The sequence below is a fragment of the Streptomyces sp. NPDC058751 genome, assembly GCF_042746485.1.
Taxonomy (GTDB): Bacteria; Actinomycetota; Actinomycetes; order Streptomycetales; family Streptomycetaceae; genus Streptomyces.
Window position 1 is genome coordinate 53188 of the sequence record NZ_JBHYPZ010000043.1, and the last position, 24624, is coordinate 77811.

General features: G+C 72.1%; 23 protein-coding genes. 12 read left to right on the plus strand and 11 right to left on the minus strand.

Annotated features, from left to right (window positions below):
- Positions 1 to 4: 4 nt before the first annotated feature.
- Complete coding sequence (locus ACFW6B_RS32030) at positions 5 to 1051, minus strand: iron ABC transporter substrate-binding protein (RefSeq protein ID WP_386601552.1); 1047 nt, start codon at positions 1049 to 1051, stop codon at positions 5 to 7.
- Between the two features lie 177 nt (positions 1052 to 1228).
- Here ACFW6B_RS32030 and ACFW6B_RS32035 point away from each other — a divergent pair, with 177 nt between their 5' ends.
- Complete coding sequence (locus tag ACFW6B_RS32035; protein ID WP_386601554.1) at positions 1229 to 3859, plus strand: AMP-binding protein; 2631 nt, start codon at positions 1229 to 1231, stop codon at positions 3857 to 3859.
- A gap of 107 nt (positions 3860 to 3966) precedes the next feature.
- On the opposite strand, the gene ACFW6B_RS32040 is transcribed toward ACFW6B_RS32035, so the two are convergent.
- Both ACFW6B_RS32040 and ACFW6B_RS32045 read right to left on the minus strand, forming a co-directional pair.
- Positions 3967 to 4338, minus strand: coding sequence for a VOC family protein (locus ACFW6B_RS32040; protein ID WP_386601556.1), 372 nt, complete (start codon positions 4336 to 4338; stop codon positions 3967 to 3969).
- Between the two features lie 81 nt (positions 4339 to 4419).
- Positions 4420 to 5352: an SDR family oxidoreductase gene (locus tag ACFW6B_RS32045; RefSeq protein ID WP_386601558.1), complete on the minus strand. Its 933-nt coding sequence runs from the start codon at positions 5350 to 5352 to the stop codon at positions 4420 to 4422.
- A gap of 169 nt (positions 5353 to 5521) precedes the next feature.
- Between ACFW6B_RS32045 and ACFW6B_RS32050 the strand changes: the two genes are divergently transcribed.
- Entirely contained in the window at positions 5522 to 6088 is a 567-nt protein-coding gene (locus ACFW6B_RS32050) for a TetR/AcrR family transcriptional regulator (protein ID WP_386601560.1), read from the plus strand.
- Between the two features lie 382 nt (positions 6089 to 6470).
- Here the strand turns inward: ACFW6B_RS32050 and ACFW6B_RS32055 are convergent, their stop codons facing one another.
- Complete coding sequence (locus ACFW6B_RS32055) at positions 6471 to 7004, minus strand: GNAT family N-acetyltransferase (protein ID WP_386601561.1); 534 nt, start codon at positions 7002 to 7004, stop codon at positions 6471 to 6473.
- 124 nt (positions 7005 to 7128) lie between these two features.
- On the opposite strand from ACFW6B_RS32055, the gene ACFW6B_RS32060 reads away from it, so the two are divergent.
- Positions 7129 to 7389, plus strand: a complete 261-nt coding sequence (locus tag ACFW6B_RS32060; protein ID WP_386601563.1) for a hypothetical protein — start codon at positions 7129 to 7131, stop codon at positions 7387 to 7389.
- A 31-nt stretch (positions 7390 to 7420) separates the two neighbouring features.
- Here the strand turns inward: ACFW6B_RS32060 and ACFW6B_RS32065 are convergent, their stop codons facing one another.
- Both ACFW6B_RS32065 and ACFW6B_RS32070 read right to left on the minus strand, forming a co-directional pair.
- Positions 7421 to 7651, minus strand: coding sequence for a hypothetical protein (locus ACFW6B_RS32065; protein WP_386601565.1), 231 nt, complete (start codon positions 7649 to 7651; stop codon positions 7421 to 7423).
- Positions 7648 to 8277 (minus strand): AAA family ATPase, encoded by a 630-nt coding sequence (locus ACFW6B_RS32070; protein WP_386601567.1) that lies wholly within the window; start codon positions 8275 to 8277, stop codon positions 7648 to 7650. Before ACFW6B_RS32070 ends, ACFW6B_RS32065 begins: the two co-directional genes overlap by 4 nt.
- A gap of 302 nt (positions 8278 to 8579) precedes the next feature.
- Here ACFW6B_RS32070 and ACFW6B_RS32075 point away from each other — a divergent pair, with 302 nt between their 5' ends.
- Complete coding sequence (locus ACFW6B_RS32075) at positions 8580 to 10166, plus strand: cation acetate symporter (RefSeq protein WP_386601569.1); 1587 nt, start codon at positions 8580 to 8582, stop codon at positions 10164 to 10166.
- Positions 10167 to 10215: 49 nt separating this feature from the next.
- Here the strand turns inward: ACFW6B_RS32075 and ACFW6B_RS32080 are convergent, their stop codons facing one another.
- The 3 genes from ACFW6B_RS32080 to ACFW6B_RS32090 form a co-directional block, all read right to left on the minus strand.
- A complete protein-coding gene (locus ACFW6B_RS32080; RefSeq protein WP_386601570.1) occupies positions 10216 to 11655 on the minus strand; it encodes a gamma-aminobutyraldehyde dehydrogenase in 1440 nt (479 codons plus the stop codon).
- A 17-nt stretch (positions 11656 to 11672) separates the two neighbouring features.
- Positions 11673 to 12074 (minus strand): YybH family protein, encoded by a 402-nt coding sequence (locus tag ACFW6B_RS32085; protein ID WP_386601571.1) that lies wholly within the window; start codon positions 12072 to 12074, stop codon positions 11673 to 11675.
- A 70-nt stretch (positions 12075 to 12144) separates the two neighbouring features.
- The gene (locus ACFW6B_RS32090) at positions 12145 to 13680 is read right to left on the minus strand and encodes a purine-cytosine permease family protein (RefSeq protein WP_386601573.1); all 1536 of its coding nucleotides are present in this window, start codon (positions 13678 to 13680) and stop codon (positions 12145 to 12147) included.
- A 100-nt stretch (positions 13681 to 13780) separates the two neighbouring features.
- Here ACFW6B_RS32090 and ACFW6B_RS32095 point away from each other — a divergent pair, with 100 nt between their 5' ends.
- Complete coding sequence (locus ACFW6B_RS32095) at positions 13781 to 15238, plus strand: PucR family transcriptional regulator (protein ID WP_386601616.1); 1458 nt, start codon at positions 13781 to 13783, stop codon at positions 15236 to 15238.
- 105 nt (positions 15239 to 15343) lie between these two features.
- On the opposite strand, the gene ACFW6B_RS32100 is transcribed toward ACFW6B_RS32095, so the two are convergent.
- Positions 15344 to 15976 (minus strand): TetR/AcrR family transcriptional regulator, encoded by a 633-nt coding sequence (locus ACFW6B_RS32100; protein ID WP_386601575.1) that lies wholly within the window; start codon positions 15974 to 15976, stop codon positions 15344 to 15346.
- 101 nt (positions 15977 to 16077) lie between these two features.
- On the opposite strand from ACFW6B_RS32100, the gene ACFW6B_RS32105 reads away from it, so the two are divergent.
- The 6 genes from ACFW6B_RS32105 to ACFW6B_RS32130 all read left to right on the plus strand — a co-directional run bounded on the left by ACFW6B_RS32105 (position 16078) and on the right by ACFW6B_RS32130 (position 21085).
- Complete coding sequence (locus ACFW6B_RS32105; RefSeq protein ID WP_386601577.1) at positions 16078 to 16965, plus strand: ABC transporter ATP-binding protein; 888 nt, start codon at positions 16078 to 16080, stop codon at positions 16963 to 16965.
- Positions 16955 to 17746 carry an ABC transporter permease gene (locus ACFW6B_RS32110; RefSeq protein ID WP_386601579.1) on the plus strand — a complete coding sequence of 264 codons (792 nt, stop codon included), beginning with the start codon at positions 16955 to 16957 and terminating at the stop codon, positions 17744 to 17746. The genes ACFW6B_RS32105 and ACFW6B_RS32110 overlap by 11 nt, the downstream gene beginning before the upstream one ends.
- 154 nt (positions 17747 to 17900) lie before the next feature.
- Positions 17901 to 18608 (plus strand): VanZ family protein, encoded by a 708-nt coding sequence (locus ACFW6B_RS32115; protein WP_386601581.1) that lies wholly within the window; start codon positions 17901 to 17903, stop codon positions 18606 to 18608.
- A 69-nt stretch (positions 18609 to 18677) separates the two neighbouring features.
- The gene (locus ACFW6B_RS32120; protein ID WP_386601583.1) at positions 18678 to 19373 is read left to right on the plus strand and encodes a response regulator transcription factor; all 696 of its coding nucleotides are present in this window, start codon (positions 18678 to 18680) and stop codon (positions 19371 to 19373) included.
- Positions 19366 to 20469, plus strand: coding sequence for a sensor histidine kinase (locus ACFW6B_RS32125; protein ID WP_386601585.1), 1104 nt, complete (start codon positions 19366 to 19368; stop codon positions 20467 to 20469). Before ACFW6B_RS32120 ends, ACFW6B_RS32125 begins: the two co-directional genes overlap by 8 nt.
- Positions 20470 to 20632: 163 nt before the next feature.
- Positions 20633 to 21085: an iron chaperone gene (locus ACFW6B_RS32130; protein ID WP_386601587.1), complete on the plus strand. Its 453-nt coding sequence runs from the start codon at positions 20633 to 20635 to the stop codon at positions 21083 to 21085.
- A gap of 144 nt (positions 21086 to 21229) precedes the next feature.
- Here ACFW6B_RS32130 and ACFW6B_RS32135 read toward each other — a convergent pair whose 3' ends face one another.
- On the minus strand, positions 21230 to 22642 hold the full coding sequence (locus ACFW6B_RS32135) for a DEAD/DEAH box helicase (RefSeq protein WP_386601589.1): 1413 nt from the start codon (positions 22640 to 22642) through the stop codon (positions 21230 to 21232).
- Positions 22643 to 22926: 284 nt separating this feature from the next.
- On the opposite strand from ACFW6B_RS32135, the gene ACFW6B_RS32140 reads away from it, so the two are divergent.
- Entirely contained in the window at positions 22927 to 24570 is a 1644-nt protein-coding gene (locus ACFW6B_RS32140; protein ID WP_386601591.1) for a sigma-70 family RNA polymerase sigma factor, read from the plus strand.
- The last annotated feature ends 54 nt before the right edge of the window (positions 24571 to 24624 follow it).

Sequence of the window (24624 nt, forward strand, 5' to 3'; positions counted from 1 at the left end):
GCGGTCAGACCAGCCCGACGTCCTGGAGCATGGCCAGCGTCTCCTGGAGGGACTCCAGCTTGCCCAGGTCGATGTCGGGTGACTCGAGCGAGTCGAACGGAGGCAGGCCCTCCACCGTGCTGGTGACGCCCGCGGACAGCGGGTACTCCTTCGTGGTGTCCGCGAAGTAGGTCTGTGCCTCCTTCGACAGCAGGTAGTCCACGGCCTTCTGGGCGGTCGCGTTCTGCCCGCCGTCCTTGAGGATGCCCGCGCCGGCGACGTTGATCAGCGCGCCGGGGTCCTTCCCGGGCAGGAAGTGCAGCTTGGAGTCGACCTTGTCCTCCCCCTTCTCGGCGACCCGCTCGTACCAGTAGTAGTGGTTGACCAGGCCGAGTTCGACCTCACCGGCCTCGACGGCGTCCAGGGTGGCGAGGTTGTGGGCGTACGTCTTGGTGCCGTTCGCCTTCAGGTCCTCCAGCCACTCGCGGGTCACGTCGTCGCCCTTGAGGACCCGCATGCCGGTGACGAACGCCTGGAAGGAGGCGTTGGTGGGCGCGAAGCCGACCTTGCCCTTCCACTCGGGCTTCACCACGTCGAAGACGCTGTCCGGGACCTCGGCCTCGGTGACCTCGTCCGGGTTGTAGGCGATCACGCGGACGCGTCCCGAGAGACCCACCCAGTCACCCTCGGAGCCCCGGTACGCCTTGTCGACCTTGTCGAGGGTGGTCGCGGGCAGCTTCTGCAGCATGCCCTCCCTGGACAGGGCGCCCAGCGCGCCGGCGTCCTGGGAGAAGAACAGCCCGGCCTTGGTGCGGTCGCCCTCCTCCAGGATCTGCGCGGCCAGTTCGGCGCTTTCGCCGTAGCGGACCTCGACCTTGGCGCCGACGGCCTTCTCCAGCTTGTCCAGGAGCGGCTTGACCAGCTTCTCGTTGCGGCCGGAGTAGATGACGAGGGAAGGGTCGCCGCCCTTGCCCGCGCTGTCCTTGCCGTCGGAGCCGCAGGCCGCGAGGGCGGGGAGCAGCAGGCCGGCTGCGACCAGCGCAGTGATCCGGCGAACCGAGGGGCGTCGCATGGTGTGTGCCTTCCTGCGGGGCCCGCGTTCACACCGCCGCCGGTCACGTCGGTGCGGAGCGAGGGGCGAAGCGATCCTGTGGCTTGATTGTGACTACGCTATGAATAAGGTAAACCTTACCTAACCGTCAAGAGTCATGTGCCACCAGCGGACGTTGCCGCAGAAAGGGCGCGCCCCGTGATCGACCTCTCCGGATATCTCCCGACATCTGTCGTCCCCGACTCACCTCTGGCACCGTGGCCGAAAATCGTTTCTTTCGCGCGCGGGCTCGCGGCGTACGGCGACCGCGTCGCGCTCGTCACGCCGGACGAAGAGCTGTCGTACCGCCGGCTGGCCGACCGGGTCGCCGCCGTCGCCGAACGCCTCGGGCCCGTACGGAGGCTGGTGCTGCTGGCAGGCGCCAACCGCACCGACGCGCTCGTCACCTACCTGGCCGCACTGTCCTGCGGCCACCCCGTCCTGCTCGTCCCCGGCGACAACGAGAACACGATCCGCTCGCTGACCGAGGCGTACGCCCCCGACGTCGTGGCTCGCCCGAACGCCGACGGGACGTGGGCCCTCGACGAACGGCACCCCGAGAGCGCCCACACCCTCCACCCGGACCTCGCCCTGCTGCTGAGCACCTCCGGCTCGACCGGCTCGCCCAAGCTGGTGCGGCTCTCCCACGGCAACCTCCAGGCCAACGCCGAGTCCATCGCCACCTACCTCGGCATCGACGAGACCGACCGCGCGGCCACCACGCTGCCCATGCACTACTGCTACGGCCTGTCCGTCATCCACAGCCACCTGCTGCGCGGCGCGGGCCTGATCCTCACCGAGCGGTCGGTGTCCGACGCCGCCTTCTGGGAGGAGTTCCGCGCCGCGCGGGGAACCTCACTCGCCGGGGTTCCGTACACCTTCAACCTGCTCGACCGGATCGGCTTCGAGCGGATGCGGCTGCCGCACCTGCGCCGCGTCACCCAGGCCGGGGGCCGACTGGTTCCCGAACGCGTCGCCCGGTACGCCGAGTTGGGCCGCAACTCGGGCTGGGAACTGTTCGTGATGTACGGCCAGACCGAGGCCACGGCCCGCATGGCCTACCTCCCGCCGCACCTAGCCGCCGAACGCCCCGAGGCCGTCGGCGTGCCGATACCGGGCGGCTCCTTCCGGCTGCGGCCGGTCGACGGCCACGGCCGGGACGTCGGTGAACTGGTCTACTCGGGGCCGAACGTGATGCTCGGATACGCCGAGAGCCCGGCCGACCTCGCCCTGGGCCGCGTCGTGCGGGAACTGCACACCGGGGACCTCGCCCGGCGCGCGTCCGACGGGCTGTACGAGATCGTGGGCCGCCGCAGCCGTTTCGTGAAGATCCTCGGACTGCGGATCGACCCGCAGCAAGTGGAGGTCCTTCTGGAGGGACGCGGGGTCACCGCGTACTGCGCGGGGGACGGGGAGGCGCTGGCGGTGGCCGCGCTCGGCGTCGCCGGCGAAGAGGAACGGATCCGGCGGCTGGTCGCGGAGGGATGCGGACTCCCGGCCCGCGCGGTACGGGTCCGGGTCCTCTCCGAACTCCCCCGCCTGGCCACGGGAAAGCCCGACCACGAGGCCGTGAGGCACCTGACGCGCACGGAGCAGGAGGAGACGACCGGTACCGGTGAGGATCTCCGCCGCCTCTTCGCGGAGATCCTCGACCGCGCCGACGCCACCGAGGACAGCAGCTTCGTCAGCCTGGGCGGCGACTCCCTGTGCTACGTCGAGATGTCGTTGCGCCTGGAGGAGGCGCTGGGTCACCTGCCCACGGACTGGCACACCAGGACCGTCCGCGAACTGAGGGCCCTGGCGGCACCCGTCGCGGAGAGGCCGGAGGGACGGGACGGGCCCGAGCCCGGGCCGGCTCCGGGACTCGTGCGGGCGCTGCGCTCCTGGACGGCCCCGCGGTCCTGGAGGACCCGCCGCACCCTGGAGACCGGCATCGCCCTGCGCGCCGTCGGGATCGTCCTCATCGTCGGCTCACACGTCCAGGTCTTCAGCATCAAGGGCTTCGCCCACATCCTCATCGGTGTCGCGGGCTACAACTTCGCCCGCTTCCAACTGACCGGTGCCGCACGCCGCGAGCGCGTACGGCACCTGTGGCGCAGCATCGCCCGCATCGCGGTACCGAGCATGGTGTGGATCACCGGCGCGGTGGTCCTGACCGACTTCTACGACCCGGCCAACGCCGTGTTGCTGAACACCCTGCTCTCCCAGGGGAACGACCGGTTCGACTGGGCGTACTGGTTCGTGGAGGCCCTGGTCTACTACCTGATCGTCCTCGCCGCGCTCATGGCCGTACCTTTCCTGGACCGGCTGGAACGGCGGTACGCCTTCGGCGTCCCCCTGGTTCTCACGGCCGTCGGCCTGGTCGGCCGCTACGACCTGTTGGGCCTGGCGTCCGCCCGCCCCCAACTGAGCCCTTCGGTGGTCTTCTGGCTGTTCGCGCTCGGGTGGGCGGCCGCGCGGGCGGGCACGGTGCGGCAACGGGCCCTGCTCACGGCCGTCCTGCTGCTGACCGTTCCCGGCCTGTTCCAGGACCAGTTCCTGCGCACCGCCCTCGTGATCGCCGGGCTGGGGCTGCTGATCTGGGTGCCGACCCTGCCCAGCGTCGGCCCGCTCAGCGCACTCGCGGGCGTCCTGGCGAGCAGTTCCCTCTACATCTACCTGACGCACTACCAGGTCTACCCCTACCTCCAGGAGGACTTCCCGCTCACCGCCCTGCTCGCCTCCCTCGTGCTGGGCGTCGCCTACGCGGTGGTCGTGACCCGGGCCGCGCGAACGGTCCGGTGGCTGTGACCGGCTGTCCCCGGCCACGAGCGGCCCGGCCGACTCGCGGGCTCGGCCGCGGCGGGCGGGCTCGGAGGCGGAAACGAGCAGGATCACTGCCAGGACGGGTACGAGTGCTAGCCGACGAGGGTTGTCTTCGGTCGCACCACGCAGAACTCGTTCCCCTCCGGATCGGTCAGTACGGTCCACGACTCCTCGCCGCTCTGCCCCACGTCCGCCCTGCGGGCCCCGAGTGCGAGGAGGCGCTCGATCTCCGCCTCCCGGTCCCCGGCCGCGGAGGTCAGATCGAGGTGCAGGCGGTTCTTGACGACCTTCTGGTCCGTGACCGGCATGAAGCAGATGCCCACCGGCGCCGTCTCGGCAGGCCCGATCACGACCTCCCGCTCCCGTTCGGAGAGGATCCGCCAGCCCAGCACCTCGGCCCAGAACCGGGCCAGTGAGGGGAGGTCGTGCGCGTCGATGACGATGTGGTGCAACGAAAGAGGCATGTCCGTCAATGTGCCTCTCGTTTCGCCCCGGCGGCAGTACCGGGAGGGCGCCGGGCGGCATTCGGTGGACGGACGGAACCCCTACTGTCCGCCGTTCTTGAAGTAGTGCCCCATGTCCAGGTCCTCGATCAGGCCCGGTCCGGTCGGGTTCCAGCCCAGCAGGTCGCGGGTCCGCTCGCTGGAGGCCGGGCTGTCGAGGCCGAAGAACCCCGACAGCCAGGTGAAGTGCTCGGCCGCCTCCTCGGCGGGGACCGAGCGGGTCGGCACGTCGAGGTGGCGGCCGATGACCTCGGCGACCGAACGGAGCGGCACGCCGTCCTCCGCACTCGCGTGCAGGACCGATCCCGCCGGAGCACCCTCCAGGGCGAGGCGGAAGAGACGGGCGGCGTCGGCGCGGTGCGTGGCCGACCAGCGCTGGGTGCCGTCGCCGATGTACCCGGAGACCCCCTTGTCGCGGGCGATGCCGATCAGGGTGGTCATGAACCCGTTGTCACCGTCGCCGTGCACGGTCGGGGGGAGCCGTACGACGGACGAGCGGACGTTCCGGTCGGCGAGGGAGAGGGCCACGTGGGCGGTGCCCATTCGGGTGCGCGGGCCGGCCGGCAGCGCGGCCAGTTCCTCCGGCGTCCTTCCGTCGTCCTCCGTGCTCGGGCGGCCCGTGGTCAGGCCGACCAGCCCCGACGCGATGAGCAGCGGCCGCCCGGAGCCCGCGAGCGACTCGCCGAGTGTCTCGACGGTACGGCGGTCCGCTTCGGCCGCCTCCTGGAAGTTGCCGGAGAACGCGAGCTCGTGCTTGAACGCGAGGTGGATCACGCCGTCCGAGTCCCCGGCCGCCTCGCGCAGGACGTCGAGGTCGTCGAGGGTGCCGGACACCGCGTCCACCCCGGCCTCGGTCAGGGCCGCGGCAGAGGCGTCCGAGCGGGCGAGCCCGACCACCTTGTGCCCCGCGCCGATGAGTTCGGGGACGAGTGCGGAGCCGATCCATCCGGATGCCCCGGTGACGAAAACGCGCATGAGAAAGCCTCCAGTCGGGTGGTCGCCCCCTGTCCGTGCCGTCACGGCACGGACAGGGGGCGACCGAGCCATGTCAGTGACTGTCATCAAACGTAACACCTGATGTCAGTGACTGTCGTCGAATCTCGCCGCCCGATGTCAGTAGCTGTCATCGAGTACGATTCCGGGCATGGGTCGATGGCAGCCGGACGCGCGCGGGCGCCTCGCACGGGCGGCACTGGAGCTCTACGTCGAGCGCGGCTACGACCGCACCTCGGTGGCGGAGATCGCCGAACGGGCGGGGCTGACGGAACGGACGTTCTTCCGGCACTACGCGGACAAGCGCGAGGTGCTGTTCGCGGGTTCGAGCGAGCTGCGGGAAGTGCTCGCGAACGCCGTCGCCGCGGCCCCCGAGTCCGCCACCCCGCTGGACGTCGTCGCGGTCGCCCTCGAAAGCGCCGCGGCCGTGCTGGAGGCACGCCAAGAACACGCCCGGCAGCGGCAGTCCGTCATCGACGCCAACTCCGAACTGCAGGAACGCGAGCTGATCAAACTCGCGTCACTGTCCACGGCGCTCGCTGACGCGCTGCGGCTGCGCGGTGTCGACGAGGCCTCCGCGGGGCTCGCCGCGGAGGTGGGGATCGCCGTCTTCAAGTTCGCCTTCCGGCGTTGGGTCGACCGGACCGAGGAGAAGGAACTCTCCCGGTTCATCCGGGAGTCGTTGGCCGGTCTGAGGGCCGTGACCGCGGACGCGTGACAGCGCGTCCCGGACGACCGGCCCCGAAGGGCCTGAAGCCACCGCCGACAGCGGGTGGTTCACCGTTCCGTCGTGCCGAACCGCGGACGGCTTCCCGGCCCGCGCGCCGAGCTCGCCGGGGGAGAACCGGGACCGCGGGCCGCTCCACCTCCTCCACCCGCAGCACATCGATCCCGCCGTACTCGTGGAACCGCACCGCCTTCATCGCGTGATCACCGTTCTTCCCGGTGCCGCGTCAGCCAAGGTTCGCCCCGTCGCGACGCCCGGCACTTCCCCAAGCTCTTCGAGCAGGGGGCACCCCCACTCGCCGCACCGGCCGAAAGCCCAAGTACGTCCAGTCCGTGTGAGCCCGCCGAAGCGGGCTCACACGCGGCGCGGTGGATCAGGCCTGGAATTCGGTGAGATCGATCGCGTGAACGGTCAGGGGATAGCCGTACACCGGGTGGGTCGTCGTCTTCTCCGGCTCCATGCCCAGCTTGCGAACGACGTTCAACGAGGCCTGGTTGTCCGGGCGATTGACACAGATCACCCGGTCGAGGCCGCGGTCCTGGAGGGCGAACTCCAGGGTGGCGTGGGCGGCTTCGGACGCGTAGCCCTGACCCCAGAACGGTGAGCCGAACCGCCAGCCGATCGCCACGGCGGGCATCACCTCGGGCAGGTGCTCGGGCACCGACAGCCCCGCGAAGCCCGCCAGTTCGCCCGAGGCCAGCAGCTCGACGGCGAAGACGCCGAAGCCCTCCTCGTCCCACTCGTCCTCCCACCGCTCCATCTCCTCGGCGGTGGCGTCCAGGTCGCGGACCGAACCGTCGTCGATCCAGCGCATGACCGCGGGGTCCGCGTTGATGTCCGCCATGGGGGCGAGGTCGTCGTCGTGCCAGCGGCGGAGCAGGAGGCGGGGCGTGCGGATCTCGGTCATGACACCCATCCTGCCTTACGGGCGGGGCACCGGGCGGCGGCCGCGCGCCCGGCGCACCCTTCCGCGGTCCCCGGGCCCGGGCGGGCCCTCGTTTCGGTCCCGCAGACCGGGGCAACCGGCCTTCATGGAAACCGACGACGGCACGGACGAAGTGGTCGAGACCCAGGGCGACGAGCATCACGTCGTCCTCAGCGCCGACACCGACGGAGACGGAAGGACCGACGTCTGGATGACCGACACCACGGGCGACGGCAAGGCCGACCTCTATCAGTTCGACACCACCGGTGACGGACGGATCGACCTGACGATGGTCGAACGGGGCGACGAGCCGGGCGTCGACCGGGTCGTCGTCGAGGGCGACGGCGGGCACCCGGTGGAGAGCTGAGTCCCCGTCACGACGCCCTGTCCCGCCGCGCCTACGGAGTGCCCGTACTCGTCAGAGGCCGTAGCGCGGCGGCGCCGAAGCGCAGGAGCGCGGACACGGGCGGCCCCACCCAGCGCGTCAGCTCGTCCGGCAGCGCGGGATCCAGCTCGATCGTCACCCGGACGTAGCGCGTGTGCAGCCGCGCGACCTTGGCCTGACGGGGCGCGGCGGCGTCCGGCTCCCGCCGCAGGGCGGCCCGGTAGGTGTTCCTGCGCTGGTTCACGTCGTGTCCTGACGCTCGACGAGTTCGTCCGCGAGATCCATGTACGCCGACTCCTTGACCTTCACGGGGCCGCCGAACGACTGGGAGTACAGGTCGAGTCGGGGGATGTGGGTGGACAGCACGTCGAAGCCGCGCTCCGTGAGCGCTTCGCGGGCGTCGGCGTCGGGACCGGTGCGCGTGGCGTCCGGACGGTTCGTACGGTTCAGCAGTACGGCGGAGCGGGCCGGCCGGGGCCGCAGGGACTGGACGTCGCCCATCTCGCGGTCGATCGGCGCCATGCGGTCCAGCTCGATGGGGGACGGGGTCACCGGCACGATCCACTCGTCCGCGTACCGCATGACGCTCCGCGCGATGTGGGCGTGGTCCTCCAGCTGCGGGGCGTCGAACACCACGGCCCGCCGGTCGCCGAGGAAGTCGTTCACGCGCCGGTGCACGTCGCCCACCGGCAGGGAGACCACGGGGAAGGGGAAGCCTCCCGCCAGTTCGCTCCACCGCAGCGCCGAGGACGCGGGGTCGCTGTCCACCAACAGGGGGGAGCGCCCCGACTCGTGCAGCGCGTGGGCCAACCACACCGCGCTCGTCGTCTTGCCCACTCCGGGTTTCAGGTTCACAAAGGCATAGCTCATCGACACAGGGAGCCACGCTAGTGACCGCGGGGGACCGGTGGTCGGCCGAGCGGCGGACACCGTCCCGTCGTTCACCCTGCCGCGCCCGTGAATCACCCCGATGGATCAACGCGGTGTGCCGGTGCACAGACCCGCACCGCGACCGCTGTGCGGCCGCCGCCCGAACACACCGCCGCCTGTACGCGGCCCGGCGTGCCTGATGCCATGCCCGGCATGTCTCCCGCAGCCTCTTCCGCACCTCCGGCGGCCTCCATGCCTTCCGTGACCCCCACGACTCCCGCGTCCCCGCCGGAGGGCCGCCGATGAGCGCCGCGGGCGACGGGGACTCGCTCGCCGTCGTGGTCTTCCTCGGCTTCGTCGCCGTGTCCATGCTGCTGTGCGGCCTGGCGGCCGCCGACCTGGACGACCCCGAGCACTTCTACGCGGGCGGCGGCGCGGCCTTCGGGCCGGTCGGCGGCGGACTGGCCATCGCCGGTGACTACATCTCCGCGGCCACCCTGCTCAGCACCACGGGCGCGGTCGCCCTCGACGGGGCGGACGGCATCCTGTTCGCCTGCGCCACCGTCGTCTCGCTCTGGCTGGTGATGCGGTTCCTGGGCGAACCCCTGCGCCGGAAAGGCGTGTTCACCCTGGGGGACTTCCTCGGCGACCGCCTCGGGGACCCCTCCGTACGCCGGGCCCTCGGCATCGCCTCCCTCGTCGTCCTCGCCCCGCTGCTCCTGGTGCAGCTCTCCACCGCCGGACGCGTCATGGCGGCCATGTTCGGGCTCCCGGAGGGCGCGCTCACCGGGTGCACCGTCGCCGGAGGGGCCCTGATGGTCTGCTACGCCGCGTTCGGCGGGATGCGCGGTGTCGGGTACGTACAGATCCTGAAGGTCGGTGTGGTGCTCAGCGCCGTGCTGCTGCTGGCCGGGTTCGTCCTCGCACGGTACGGCTGGTCGCCGCCCGCCCTCTTCGACGCCGCCCGGGAGCGCTCCGGAGCGGGCGCCGACTACGCGCGCCCCGGACTCCACTTCGGTCACTCCCTCGCCGGGCGCCTCGACCTGATCGGCTTCGAGACCACCCTCCTGGTCGGCGCCGCCTGTCTGCCGCACATCACCATGAGGCTGCACCCCGTGAAGGAGGCCCGCACCGCGCGGTGTGCCGTCGGCTGGGCGGTCGGACCGGTGGCCCTGGTGTGCGCCGGGGTGGTGGTGGCCGGTCTCGGCGCCTGCGCCCTGCTGGGCCGGGGTCCGGTGCGGGCCGCCGACCCCGGCGGCGCGACCGCCCTGCTGATGGTGACGGGCGCGCTCGACCCGGTCGCCGGGGGAGCCCGGCACAGCATGCTGTTCGCGATCGTCGCCTGCGCCGTCTTCGTGACCACCCTCGCGGCCGTCGCGGGCATCACGCTGGCGGCCGCGTCCAGTCTCGCCCGCGACTTCGGCGGGCGGTCCGCGCACGGGAGCCGTTCGCCCGCCGGGGAGATCCGCCGGGCACGGACGGGGATCGTCCTGGTCGGAGCGGTGGCCGTCCTCGTGTCGGCGGCTCTCGGGGACCGCGGCAGACTGACGCTGCTCTCCCTGTCGTTCACCGTCTCGGCATCGGTGCTCGCCCCGGTCCTGCTGTACGCGCTCTTCCTGCCCCGCCATTCCGCCACCGGGGTGCGCTGGACCGTCTACGGGACCCTTCCGCTCGTCGTGCTGCTGCTCGCGGGATCCCCCGCGGTGTCGGGCACGCCGTTCGCGGTCTTCCCGGACCACGACGTCCGCTGGTTCCCGCTCCAGACACCGGGGCTGATCACCGTTCCGGCCGGCTTTCTGCTCGGGCTGGTCGGCCGTACCCGCCCGCGTGCCCAGGCACCCAGGCCCTCCTGGCAGGACGACGGCTCGCCGTACGCGAGACGGGGATGAGCCCGGCGGAACCGCCGGGCTCACCCCCGTCCGCCGTGGGAACGGCCGCTCAGAGCGACGTCATGACGTGCTTGACGCGCGTGTAGTCCTCGAAGCCGTACGCGGACAGGTCCTTGCCGTAGCCGGACCGCTTGAACCCGCCGTGCGGCATCTCGGCGACGAGCGCCATGTGGGAGTTGATCCACACACAGCCGAAGTCGAGCCTCTTCGACATCCGCATCGCCCGCGCGTGGTCCTTCGTCCAGACCGAGGAGGCCAGCGCGTAGTCGACGCCGTTGGCGTACGCGACGGCCTGGTCCTCGTCCGTGAACGACTGCACGGTCATGACCGGGCCGAAGACCTCGTTCTGGACGATCTCGTCGTCCTGCCTCAGGCCCGAGACCACGGTCGGGGCGTAGAAGTAGCCCTTGTCGCCGACCCGGTGGCCGCCGGCCTCGATCCGGGCGTGCTCGGGCAGACGCTCGACGAAGCCGCTGACCTGGGCGAGCTGGTTGGCGTTGTTGAGCGGCCCGTACAGCACGTCCTCGTCGTCCGGCTGCCCGGTCTTCGTCTCGGCGGCGGCCTTGGCGAGCGCGGCGACGAACTCGTCGTGGACGGACTCGTGGACCAGGACGCGGGTGGCGGCCGTGCAGTCCTGGCCGGCGTTGAAGAAGCCGCCGACCACCAGGTCCTCGACCGCCTTCGTCAGGTCGGCGTCCTCGAAGACCACGGCCGGGGCCTTGCCGCCCAGCTCCAGGTGGACCCGCTTGACGTCCTTGGCAGCGCTCTGCGCGACCTGGATGCCCGCGCGCACCGAGCCGGTGATGGAGGCCATCGCCGGGGTCGGGTGCTCCACCATCAGCCGGCCCGTCTCGCGGTCGCCGCAGACGACGTTGAAGATCCCCTCGGGCAGTCCCAGCTCCTCCAGGACACCGCCGATGATCTCCGCGAGCAGCACGGTGGAGGCGGGGGTGGTGTCCGAGGGCTTGAGCACGACCGCGTTGCCCGCGGCGAGGGCCGGGGCGAACTTCCACACCGCCATCAGGAGGGGGTAGTTCCACGGAGCGACCTGGGCGCACACGCCGACGGGCTCGCGGCGGATGATCGAGGTCATCCCCTCCATGTACTCGCCGGCCGAGCGGCCCTCCAGCATCCGGGCCGCGCCCGCGAAGAAGCGGACCTGGTCGATCGCGGGGACGAGTTCCTCGCTGAGCGTGAGGTGCAGCGGCTTGCCGGTGTCGCGGCTCTCGGCGACGACCAGTTCCTCCGCGCGGGCCTCCATCGCGTCGGCGATCCTCAGCAGGGCGCGCTGCCGTACGGAGGGAGTCGTGTCGCGCCAGACGGGGAACGCCGCGGCGGCGGCCGCCATCGCCGCGTCGACGTCGGCCGCTCCCGAGAGCGGGGAGGTGGCGTAGACGTCACCCGTGGTGGGGTCCACCACGTCGAGCGTCCGGCCGTCGGCGGCATCCGCGAACGTGCCGTCGATGTAGTTGCGGAACGTGCTGCTCATGGGAGCGTCTCTCCTGGTCAGGCGGTGGTACGGGGCGACAGGTGCTCGTGGACGGCGAGCCAGGCGCCGTCCTCGGAGCGGGCGAAGACGATGGTCTCCCGCTCGTGCACCGTCTCCTCACCGGCGTTGGTGGCGACCTGGGTCTCCACGTCGTGGCTGAAGACGGCGGTGTCGCCGAAGGGCTGGACGAGCTGTGCGGACGAGGTGCAGCCGAGGATGCGGAAACCGTCCTGCTCCACCCACTGCCGCCACAGGGCGCGGTACTCGGCCGTGGAGTCCAGACGCCGCGGTGTGGTGTGGAAGACGAACGTCGCGTCCGGGGCGAAGGCGCCGAAGTAGTCGTCGAGGCGGCCCTCGGCGAAGGCGGCGACGAGCGCGTCCGCGGCGGCCCGGATCTCCTGCACGGTGGTGGTGCTCATGCACGGCTCCTGGTCAGGGGCGCCCGGTGGTCAGGACCGGGCGCCCGGTTCGTGAGGGTGGCGGGGTGGGTCAGACGGCCGCGGCGGGCTCGGCCGACTTCTCCTCGGTGCCACCGGTGATCGGTGCGATTTCGGCGTCGGACGCCCCGACGAAGCGGGGGCCGGCGGGCCCGTACACGGCACGCGGCTCGGGGAACAGGGCGAGCGCGGCGAGGTAGAGCACGACCGCCAGACCGAGGCCGACCGGCAGCGAGATGTCCGCTCCGTCGGCGAGGTCGCCCAGCGGGCCGACGAACTGGCCCGGCAGGTTGGTGAAGAGGAGGGCCACGACAGCGCTGACGAGCCAGGTGCCCATGCCGCGCCAGTTCCAGCCGTGCGCGAACCAGTAGCGGCCACCGCTCTGACGCCGGTTGAAGACCTGCAGTGCCTCGGCGTCGTACCAGCCGCGCCGGGTGACGTAGCCGAGCGCCATGACGACCATCCACGGCGCGGTGCAGGTGATGATCAGCGTGGCGAAGGTGGAGATGGACTGCGTGAGGTTGAGCGCGAAGCGGCCGAGGAAGATGAATCCGATGGACAGGACGCCGATGAAGAAGGTGGCCTGGACGCGGTTGAAGCGGGGGAAGACGCTGGCGAAGTCCAGCCCCGTTCCGTAGAGGGACGTCGTGCCGGTGGACAGGCCGCCGATCAGGGCGATCAGGCAGAGCGGCAGGAAGTACCAGCCGGGGGAGACCGCCAGCAGTCCGCCGACGTAGTTCGGGGCGGCCGGGTCGACGTACTTCGCGGCCTTCGTCGCGATGATCGACGCCGTGGCCAGGCCGAAGACGAAGGGCAGCAGGGTGGCGATCTGGGCGAGGAAGGCGGCGCCCATCACCCGGCGGCGCGGGGTGTCCGCGGGGATGTAGCGGGACCAGTCACCGAGGAACGCGCCGAAGGAGACCGGGTTGGAGAGCACGATCAGCGCGGCGCCGATGAACGACGGCCAGAACAGCGGGTCGGCACTCGAGGCGAAGGCGCCCGCGTATCCGGGGTCGAAGTCACCGGCGAAGGCGAAGGCGCCGAGCACGAAGAGGGCCGAGGCCGCCAGCACCGCGATCTTGTTGACCAGCAGCATGAAGCGGAAGCCGTAGATGCAGACGACGAGCACGAGGCCGCCGAAGATCGCGTACGCGATGCCGTAGGTGACGTCCGACTCGGGGACGCCGGCCAGCCGGTGCGCGCCGCCGACGAGCGCGTCTCCCGAGGACCACACCGAGATCGAGAAGAACGCGATGGCGGTCAGCAGGGAGAGGAAGGAGCCGACGACCCGGCCGTGCACGCCCAGGTGCGCGGAGGAGGAGACGGCGTTGTTCGTGCCGTTCGCCGGGCCGAACAGCGCCATCGGGGCCAGCAGCAGCGCACCCGCGACCAGGCCGAGGACGGTCGCCGCGAGCCCCTGCCAGAAGGAGAGGCCGAAGAGGATCGGGAAGGCGCCCAGCACACAGGTCGCGAAGGTGTTGGCGCCGCCGAAGGCGAGCCGGAACAAGTCGATCGGCCGGGCCGTGCGGTCCTCGTCCGGGATGCGTTCGACGCCGTATGTCTCGATTTCGGTGACCGAGGTCGTCACGGCCCCTCCCATCTATGTTTATCCACCATTCAAATGTCGGCCCCCACAGTGTGCGGCCCCCGGTGACCTGCGACAATGGTGGTCATCACAGATGCGTACGATGTCATTTGTGGCCAGCGACAAACTCACGATCCAGGACCTGCTCTCCTCCCCGGCGCTCCAGCTCTCGCTGAAGGCCGGCGGCGGTCTGGACCGGTCCGTCTCCTGGGCCCACGCCAGCGAGCTCGTCGATCCGACGCCCTGGCTCCTGGGAGCCGAGCTGATCATGACCGCCGGCCTCGCGATCCCCCGTACCGCCGAGGAACAGCGCGCCTACCTGGAGCGGCTGGACGACGCCGGGGCGTCCGGTCTCGCGCTCTCCGCGCAGCTGCACATGCCGCCGCTGCACGACGCGTTCTTCCGGGCCGCGGAGGAGCGGGGCTTCCCGGTCCTCGAGGTGCCGCTCGCCGTCCCCTTCATCGCCGTGGCCCAGGAGGTCGCGGCCTCGGCCCAGGAGGAGGCACGGCACCGGCTGGGCGCGCAGCTCCAGGTCTTCGGCGCGCTGCGCTGGCTGGTCACGGAGGACCTCGACACGCCGACGCTCCTGCGCAGGCTCGAAGGGCTGTCGGGCTACGACGTCTTCCTCTGCACGCCCCAGGGGCGCCCGCTCCTTCCCGGCGTCCCGGTGCCGGACCCCTCCGTCCTGCCCGTGTCCGTCGACGCCCCGCCGACGATCCCCGGCGGGTTCGTCCTCCCGGTGCCCGCCCCCGGCGGTCCCGCGGGCTTCCTCGTCGCGTACGAGCGCGAGGGCGCCCGGCCCGCGGGACTCGCCGTCGTCCAGCACATCGCCACCGTCGCGGCGCTGCGGCTGGCGATGGTGCGCAACGAGCGCGAGACGCTGCGCCGCGAGGGGGCGGAGACGTTCGCCGAACTGCTGCAGGAGGTGCTCGACCCGGAGGCGGCGCGCCGTCGGCTCGCCCGGCACGCGATCGAGGGCGACACCGTGCTGCTCGTCGTACGCCGCACCACCGACGAGGCGCTGCTGCGCTGTCTGGAGGACCGGCCCCATCTGCTGCTCACCCGGGGCGAGGACCGTTATGTCCTCGGGGCGCCGGACCTGGCGGCGGCGGTCGGTGAGCTGCCCGCCGTGGCGGCCGGGGCCAGCCGCCCCTTCCAGCCGGGGGCCGCGCTGAAGGTCGCGCAGCGCGAGGCCCTGTGGGCGGTGTCCAAGGCCGTCGAGTCGGGCCGCGCCGTCGTCCGCTACGGGGACGACGGGGCGGGCCGGTGGCTGCCCGAAGACCCCGCGGTCCTGGCGGCGCTGGTGGAGCACGTGCTCGGCGGCGTGCTGCGGTACGACGAGAGCCACGACTCGCGGCTGCTGGTCTCCGCCCGCACCTGGATGGAACGCGACCGCCGCACCGAGACGGCGGCCGCCGCCCTGCACATCCACCCCAACACCCTCGCCTACCGGCTGCGCCGCTTCGGTGCGCTCACCGGCCGTGACCTGACGTCGACGGCGGCCCTGGCCGAGGTCTGGCTGGCGGTCCAGGCGGCGGGGGCGCTGGGCCTGACCGACTGAGCGGGGCCGGGAGCACGTCGTCCGGTCCCCGGTCCCCGGTCCGTCTCCGGGGCCGCGGAGGCCGGGCGGCTGCCGGGTGTCGCGGGCCGGGCGGGCCCGCGGGGGTCACTCCTGTCGCCGCGCGGCGGCCTCGACCATGCGCCGGATGTCGGCGAGATCGGCCTCGAACTCGGCGGTGAGGTCGAGGGGCAGGTCCAGCCACGGTCCGAGTGCGCGGTGGCCGGGGAGTTCGCCGTCCGGGAGGAGACCGCGGCGGCCGCGTGGGTCGGGAGCGCCGGGAGCGAAGCGGCCCGCGGCCTCGGAGGCGGCGAATCCGATGACGAAGGTGCTGATCAGCCGTTCCAGCCGGGGCACCTGGGGTTCGGGAACCCCGGCCTCGATGAGCGCGGTGTAGACGATGTCCACCGCCCGCAGACCGTCCGGGGTGACGGCGGGCCGCGAGAAGAGCAGGTGCGCGGCCCAGGGGTGCTGCTGGGTCACCTTCCGGCAGGCGTGCGCGAGGGCGTCGAGCCGTTCCTGCCAGGTGTGGTCCTCCGCCGGCTCCGGCGGCAGCAGCGCGGCGAGCAGCCGTCCGACCATGCCGTCCAGCAGCGCCGCCTTGTCCTTGACGTGCCGGTACAGCGCCATCGGTGTCACACCGACGCGATCCGCCAGCGCGCGCATCGAGACGGCGTCGACGCCGTGCTCGTCGGCGATGGCCAGTGCCGCGTCCAGGATTTCTTCCCGCCTGCCACTCATGGGTGTACAGCGTAGACGTGTACGCCGTAGACGCATGCGCGGCGGACGTATACGGTGTAGACGTGTACGTCGTACACATCGAGAGGTGTCATGGAGGACGCATGCTGATCGCAGAGGGACTGGTGAAGCGCTACGGGCCGCGCGGCGCGCTCGACGGCTTCGACCTGACGGTCCCGGCCGGGGAGATCGTGGGCCTGATCGGTCACAACGGCGCGGGCAAGACGACGTTCGTCGAGGTCGTCTCCGGTCTCGTACGTCCCGACGCGGGCCGGATCACCGTCGCGGGGCTCGACGCCCTGCGCGACGGCCGGGCCGCGCGGCGCTCCCTCGGCGTGGCCCCGCAGGAACTCGCCCTGTACGGCAGCGCCACCGCCCGCGAGAACCTGCGGCTGTTCGCCGGGCTGGCGGGATTCCGAGGCCGGCGCGGGGACGCGGAGATCGACCGGGTCCTGAACGAGCTGCGCCTGTCGGACGTCGCGGAGCGGCCCGTCGCGGCCCTGTCCGGAGGTCAGCGCCGCCGGGTCCAGGCGGCCACCGCCATGGTCGGCTCACCGTCGCTCCTCCTGCTGGACGAGCCGACCGCCGGGGCCGATCCGGAAACCCGCGCGGCCCTGCTGGGCGCGGTCAGGGCCCGGGCCGAAGCGGGCGCGGCCGTCGTCTACACGACCCACTACCTGCCGGAACTCGTCGACCTCGACGCCACGCTGGCACTCGCGCGGGCCGGACGGATCATCGCGCGCGGCACGCAGGAAGAACTCACCCGGCACCTGCCCGGCGAACTCAGGGTCACCTTCGCCGACCCGGCCGAACCCGAACTGCGCCGGCCGACCACGGACCCTGGCGCCGATCTGGCGGCCCTGCTCGCGTCCGGTCGTACGCCCGTGTCCGTCGACGTACGCCGCCCCGGACTGGACGACCTCTACCGTTCCCTGGAGGCCGCGGCTCCCGCGATCGCCGCGACGCGCGCGGAGGTCCGTGATGCCGCGTGAGTCCGCCGCCCGCCTCCGGGTGCTGATACGTCACAACGTGCTGCTGATGGCGCGCGAACCCGGCCCGATCCTGAGCCGGATGACCCTTCCGCTCGTCTTCATCACGCTCCTGCGCCCGCTCTACACGGCCGGGCAGGGCGAGAGCGCCGGCACGGAACAAGCGGTCGTCGGCACGCTGGTCACCTTCTCGCTGCTCGCCCTCGGCATCTGCGGCAGCGCGATCCTGACCGAACGGCTCGGCCGTACCTGGGACCGGCTGCGCGGAACCGTCCTGCGTCCCGCCGAACTCTTCGCGGGCAAGGCCGTCCCGGTCTTCGCGGTCCTGCTCGCCCAGCAGTTCACCGTCGTGGGTTTCGCCGTGTGCGCCTTCGGCCTGTCCGTCCCGCACCCGTTCCTGCTGCTGGGCGTTCTGCTCAGCTGGAGCTGGGCGCTCCTCGGACTCGGCACGCTGCTCGGCGTGCTGGTCCGCAGCCCGGGTGAGCTCTCGGCCGCCTACGACATCGGCGGCATGCTGCTGAGCAGTGTCGGAGGCGCGCTCGTCCCGCTCGCCGCCCTGCCGGCCTGGGTCTCGGACGTGGCCCCGGCCTCGCCCGGCTACTGGGCCGCCCGCGGCATGCGCGCCGCTCTCGCCGGTGACGCGTACGCCGTGGCGGAGTCCTGCGGCACGCTCCTCGGCGTGGCGCTGGTCTGCGGCACCGCGGCCTCGGCCCGCCTGAGGGGCACGGCGGGCGGCTGGTGGCGCTCTAGTGCCACGTCCCTCTTTGGGCCCGGTCGTCGCTGATCCGCACCCGCTTCCCGCCGTGTCGACGGACGGCACCAGGGGCGGGTGCGCGGTGCCGGGACTCCGCGGACGGCGTGCGCGGGGGCTTCGCATATCGCGGACGTATCGAAAATCGCATACGCCACCGCAACCGGCCCCTCCCTTCACTGGGAGCATGAGCCACAACGCATCCCCGTCAGCACCCCGCCGCGTCATCAGGACCGTGCTCCTGAGCCTGGCGGTCCTCGGCATGGCCGGCGTCCTGTTCGGCATCCGGCGCATGCTCATGATGCCCGTCCCGAGATGCATGGCCGGGCACTGGCACGGCTGCTACGACACGTTCAACGGCGTGGTGCTCATGACGCTCGTCGCGGTGCCGCTCGCCGTGCTGGTGACGTGGGCCCTCGCGTACCGGCGGCACGCCGCCGGCGCCGGTTCGGCCTGGGCGTGGCGCAAGTCGCTGGCCGAGGTGGGCATGGTCCACGGGACGGTCCCGTTCCTGTGGCTGACCATGATGCCGGGCCTCTCGCCCGGCGTCGCTCCCCGCCGGGTGAGCCTGGTACCCCTGCGGGACCTGGTCATGATGGGGACGCTCGGGATCATCGGCAACCTGCTGGTCTTCGCCGCGCTGGGGTTCTTCGCACCCGTGCGGTTCGCGGCGCTCGCGTCCGTGCCGCGGATCCTCGCGCTCGGCGTGGGCTGCTCGGTCCTGGTCGAGGTCGCCCAGTACGTCCTGTGGCTGGACCGGGTGTCCAGCGTGGACGACGTACTGGTCAACGCCACCGGTGCCCTGCTGGCCGGGCTGGCCTCGCGCCGCTGGTGGCGCAGGAGGGCGCAGGAACCCTCGGACCGGCCCCGTCCCGCGCCGGTGCCGGTGGGCTGAACCGTGGGTCCGGTGGACGCACGCCGTCGCGATACGCCGGCGATACGGCGGGCTGCTTAGGCTTCGGACATGCGTGTACTGATCGTGGAGGACGAGCCCTACCTGGCCGAGGCCGTCCGTGACGGTCTGCGGCTGGAGGCGATCGCCGCCGACATCGCGGGCGACGGCGACTCCGCCCTGGAACTGCTCGGCGTCAACTCCTACGACCTCGCGGTCCTCGACCGTGACGTCCCCGGCCCCTCCGGTGACGAGGTCGCCCGGCGCATCGTCGCCTCCGGCAGCGGCATCCCGATCCTCATGCTCACCGCCGCCGACCGGATCGAGGACAAGGCGTCCGGCTTCGAGCTCGGCGCCGACGACTACCTCACCAAACCGTTCGAGCTGCGGGAACTCGTGATGCGGCTGCGGGCACTCGACCGCAGGCGCGCCCACGCCCGGCCGCCGGTCCGCGAGATCGCGGGCCTGCGGCTGGACCCGTTCCGCCGGGAGGTCTTCCGCGACGGACGGCACGTCGCGCTCACCCGGAAGCAGTTCGCCGTGCTGGAGGTACTCGTCGCGGCCGAGGGCGGGGTCATCAGCTCCGAAGAGCTGTTGGAGCGGGCCTGGGACGAGAACGCCAACCCCTTCACCAACGCCGTCCGCATCACCGTCTCCGCCCTGCGCAAACGACTCGGCGAACCGTGGGCCATCGCCACGGTGCCCGGCGTCGGCTACCGGATCGACACGGGCCCGGACACCTCCCGGTCCGACGGCACCCATGAATAGACGCCCGGGGCGCAGCGCCCGACTGAAGCTCACCCTCAGCTACGCTGGCTTCCTCTTCGTCGCCGGCACCCTCCTGTTGGCCGTGATGTGGGTGTTCGTGCTGCGCTGGCTGCCGACCGAGGACCCCAGGCTCATCCAGAAGACGTACGGCGCCGTGATCATCATGGGGCCCAACCGCTCCGACCTGCTGCGTGGCTTCGCCCCCGCCGCGGCCGTCGCGCTGGCCTTCCTCCTGGTGTTCGGCCTCCTCGGGGGATGGATCCTCGCCGGCCGCATGCTCTCGCCCCTCACCCGGATCACGGACGCGGTACGGACGGCCGGGAAGGGGTCGCTGTCCCACCGCATCCGGATGAAGGGCCGCCAGGACGAGTTCCGCGAACTCTCCGACGCCATCGACTCGATGCTCGAACAACTGGAGTCCCACGTCGCCGAGCAGCGGCGGTTCGCCGCGAACGCCTCGCACGAACTGCGCACCCCGCTGGCGATCTCGCGGACACTCCTGGACGTCGCCCGCAAGGACCCCACGCGCGACCCCGGCGAACTGATCGAGCGCCTGCACACCGTGAACACACGGGCGATCGACCTGACCGAGGCCCTGCTGCTGCTCAGCCGCAGCGACCGCGGGGACTTCCCCCGCGAGAGCGTCGACCTCTCCCTCGTCGCCGAGGAAGCCGCCGAGACACTGCTCCCCTTCGCCGAACAGCGCCGGATCACGCTCGACGTCACCGGCGGGGCGGCCAGAACCAGCGGTTCCGCGGAACTCCTGCTGCGGATGGTGACGAACCTCGTCCAGAACGCCGTCGTCCACAACCTCCCCGAGGGCGGCACCGTCACCGTCCACACCGAGGAGGACGGCGACACGAGCGTGCTGCGGGTCGAGAACACGGGAAGCCGGCTCTCACCGGAACTGGTGTCGACCCTCACCGAACCGTTCCAGCGGGGAACGGAACGCGTGCACACCGCCGAACACGCCGGCGTCGGCCTCGGCCTGGCCATCGTGGCCGGGGTCGTCCGCGCCCACGGCGGAACGCTCGACCTCTCCGCCCGCCCCGCCGGCGGCCTCCTCGTCACGGTCCGGCTGCCCGGCACGCCGTAGAACAGACTGACAATTCCCGTCCACCCGGCGAGAATGCCGGGGCGCGCGGATCACGCGGATCACGCGGCGTGACCGGCACGGTGCGTGCCGGTGGCGGCCGGGTGCCCTGTCACCGTCCGCGCACGGGATCGCGGACAACGGAACCTCGAGGGGGAACTCTGTCATGAGCGGTACGGAGAGCGGGAAGCACGAGGGATTCACGGCCGAGGAACGGGCCGCGATGAAGGACCACGCCAAGGAGCTGAAGAAGGAGGCCCGCCGCAGCTCGCGCGCGGACAAGGCGGCCGAGGCGGAACGGGACGTGCTCGCGAAGATCGCCGAGATGGGGGACTCCGACCGGATCATGGCCGAGCGCGTCCACGCCGTCGTCACGGCCGCCGCTCCGGTCCTCGCGCCGAAGCTCTGGTACGGCATGCCCGCCTACGCGCTGGACGGCAAGGTCGTCTGCTTCTTCCAGAGCGCGGAGAAGTTCAAGGCGCGTTACGCGACGCTCGGGTTCAGCGATCAGGCACAGCTGGACGAGGGCACGATGTGGGCCACCTCGTTCGCCCTGACCGGGCTGACGGCGGAGGCCGAGGACAGGATCGGCGCGCTCGTCAAGCAGGCGGTGAGCTGAGGCACCTCACGCCGGGCCCGGGGCGTGACGCCCCGGGCCCGTTCGCCTTCCGGTACGACGGTCCGACCGGACAGGCGCCTCGACCGTCTCGTCGGCCTTGGACTCCGACTCGCCTGCAGGGCAAGGGAGTCGATCCAGGCGTCGTCAGCGCCCCTTGCGTACCCGGGCCGCCGCGCGTGCCTCCGCGGCCTTGCGGGCGTCCGCCGCCTTGCGCGACTCCTTGGCGGGCCGCCCGGGACGTGTGCCGATGCCCCGGAAGGGCGCGTTGCCGGTGCTGGTCTTCGGCCCGGTCGGCGGGCGCCTGGCCCCGGTGATGGCGGTGAGCGCCGCCTCGCCCGAGCGCACCTGCGTGACGGTCGGCCGGATGCCGGCCTCGGACATCAGACGGTTCACCTCGCGCCGCTGGCCGGCGGTGACGAGGGTGACCACCTTCCCGGCCTCCCCGGCCCGCGCGGTGCGCCCGCCGCGGTGCAGGTAGTCCTTGGCGTCGGCGGGCGGGTCGACGTTGACGACGAGGTCGAGCGCGTCGACGTGGATGCCCCGGGCGGCGACGTTGGTGGCCACCAGCACGTCGATCTCACCGTTCTTGAACTGGGCGAGCGTGTGCGTGCGCTGCGGCTGCGACTTCCCGCTGTGCAGGGCGGAGGCACGGATGCCGCTGGCCCGCAGATGACGGGTGAACTGGTCCACGCCCGCCTTGGTGTCCAGGAACATCAGCACCCGGCCGTCCCGGGCGGCGATCTCGGTCGCCGTCGCGTACTTGTCGGCGCCGTGGATGTTCAGGACGTGGTGTTCCATCGTGGCGACCGAGCCCGCCACCTGGTCGACCGAGGCGAGGACAGGGTCGTGGAGGTGGTCCCGTACGAGCTGGTCGACGCCCCGGTCGAGCGTCGCCGAGAACAGCAGCCGCTGGCCGTCGGCGCGCACCTGCTCCATGAGATCCACGACCTGCGGCAGGAAGCCCAGGTCGCACATCTGGTCCGCCTCGTCCAGCACGGTGATCCGCACCTGGTCCAGGAAGCAGTCCCGGCGCGACACCAGGTCGGTCAGCCGCCCGGGCGTCGCGACGAGCACCTCGACGCCGGTCCGGAGCAGGGCCTGCTGCCGGTTGATCGACAGCCCTCCCACCACCGTCCCCAGCCGTACGCCCAAGGTCCGCGCGTACGGTTCCAGCGCGTCGTTCACCTGCTGCGCGAGCTCCCGGGTCGGCACCAGGACCAGCGCCAGCGGCCGCTTCGCCTCCGCCCGGCGGCCCGCGGTCCGGACGAGCAGGGCCAGTCCGAAGGCCAGAGTCTTGCCGGAACCGGTCCGCGCCCGGCCGAGGACGTCGTGTCCGGCCAGCGCGTTCGGCAGCGTCGCGGCCTGGATCGGGAAGGGCTCGGTCACCCCGAGCGCCGTCATCCTGGCCACCAGTTCCGCCGGCAGTCCGAGGGCGTCGAACGACGCGGCGGGCGGCAGACCCGTCGAGCGGGACGGCGGTGCCGTGACCTCGCCCTGCGGCACCGGCCGGTCCTCGCCGGCGTCGGGGAGTCCAGGAGCCGGCGGCTTCGCGTTCATGGGGAACCTTCCTCGGTCTGACGCCCGGAACGCCCCGGGGCCCGTGCCACTCGGCACGGGCCCCGGCGACTTCGAAGCGTGCTCCCCATTTTACCAGCGGGCACACGGGCGCCGGGCCGGGCCGTCCGCCCGGCGACCCCGATGTGACCCTCTTCCTTGCCAACGGAGCCCCTGTATGGGAAGCATCACCGGAACGAGTCTCCGAAGAACTGTTATTCGAAGTTCCGCGGGCGGTCTCCCATGCAACGGCAGCATCGTTCGGAGTCGAGGACAGGGAAGTTTTCATGAGGAGACAGCACGAGGTGGATCCGGCGGCACTGGTGACCGCCGCCCGGACGGGCGACTCGGCGGCCCAGGACGCCCTGGTGAGCGCTTATCTCCCCTTGGTCTACAACGTCGTCGGGCGCGCGCTGAACGGCTCGGTCGACGTGGACGACGTCGTGCAGAACACCATGCTCCGCGCCCTCGACGGCCTGGACGGCCTGCGTACGCCGGAGAGCTTCCGTTCCTGGCTCGTGGCGATCGCGATGAACCAGGTCCGGGCGCACTGGCGGGACCGGCAGCTCGCCCCGGACGGTGTGGAGGAGGCGGAGGACCTCGCGGACCCCGGCGCCGACTTCGTGGACCTGACCATGGTGCGGCTCCAGCTCTCCGGCCAGCGCCGGGAGACCGCGCTGGCGACCCGCTGGCTCGAACCCGACGACCGGGGCGTGCTCTCCCTGTGGTGGCTGGAGTGCGCCGGTGAGGTGACCCGGGCCGAGGTGGCCGAGGCACTGGAAGTGTCGCCGCAGCACGCGGCGGTCCAGGTGCAGCGGATGAAGGCGCAGCTGGAGACGGCCCGTGTGGTGGTGCGGGCGCTCGCCGCCCGACCGCCCTGCGAGGAACTGCGGACCGTCCTCGCCTCCTGGGACGGCCGGCCCTCGGCGCTGTGGCGCAAGCGGATAGCCCGGCACGCCCGCGACTGCGTCCGCTGCTCCGGTCTGTGGAGCGGACTGATGCCCGCCGAGGGACTGCTGGCCGGTCTGGCGCTGGTCGCCGTGTCGCCGGGGCTGGCCGCGGCGCTGAGCGAGGCGACCGGTGGGATGGCGGCCACGGGCTCGGCGTCCGCCGGTCACGGCGACGCGGGCCCGTCGGGCGCCGGGCACCGGGCGCCGGGTGGAAGGGCGGCCTCGCGCGGCGAGGTCCGGCGCCGCCGGCGCGTACGGCGCCGGGTGCTGGGCGGTGCCCTGGCCGCGGCCTGCGTGGCGGGCGGCGGCTTCTGGTACCTGGACACGGCTCCCGGGACACGTACCGACGAAGCCGCTCCCTCGCGGACCGCGGACGCCCCCGTCAAGGATCTCGCGGCCTCCGACGCCTCCCGCGTCCCCTCCTCGGCGTCGGCCACCCCCACGGCATCCGCCTCGCCCTCGGCCTCCGCGTCCAAGAAGGCGAAGGCGAAGGCCTCCAAGACTCCCCGTGCCGCCGAGCCGAGCAGGTCGGCCACCCCCTCCTCGGCCGCGCCGACCCGGCGGGCGTCCGGTCTGGCCCAGGCGCAGTCGGCCCCGGCGGGCACCGTGGCGCAGGTGGTCGCGCTGGTGAACAAGGAGCGGGCGGCCGTCGGCTGCGGCCCCCTCACGGAGGACCCGCAGCTGGAGGACGCGGCCCAGGCCCACTCCGAGGACATGGCCGCCCGTGACTTCTTCGAGCACACCAACCCCGACGGCGTCGACCCCGGCCAGCGCATCACCGCCGCCGGTTACCGCTGGTCCACGTACGGCGAGAACATAGCCGAGGGCCAGCAGACCCCGCAGGCGGTGATGGAGTCCTGGATGAACAGCCCGGGGCACCGCGCGAACATACTCAACTGTTCGTTCAAGAACATCGGGGTGGGTGTCCACAAGGGGTCGGGCGGTCCGTGGTGGACGCAGGACTTCGGGGCGAAGCTGTGATGCCGGGCGCTCCTTTCCCGGCGGGAGGAGCGCCGGGCGTGGGTGCCGTTGCGG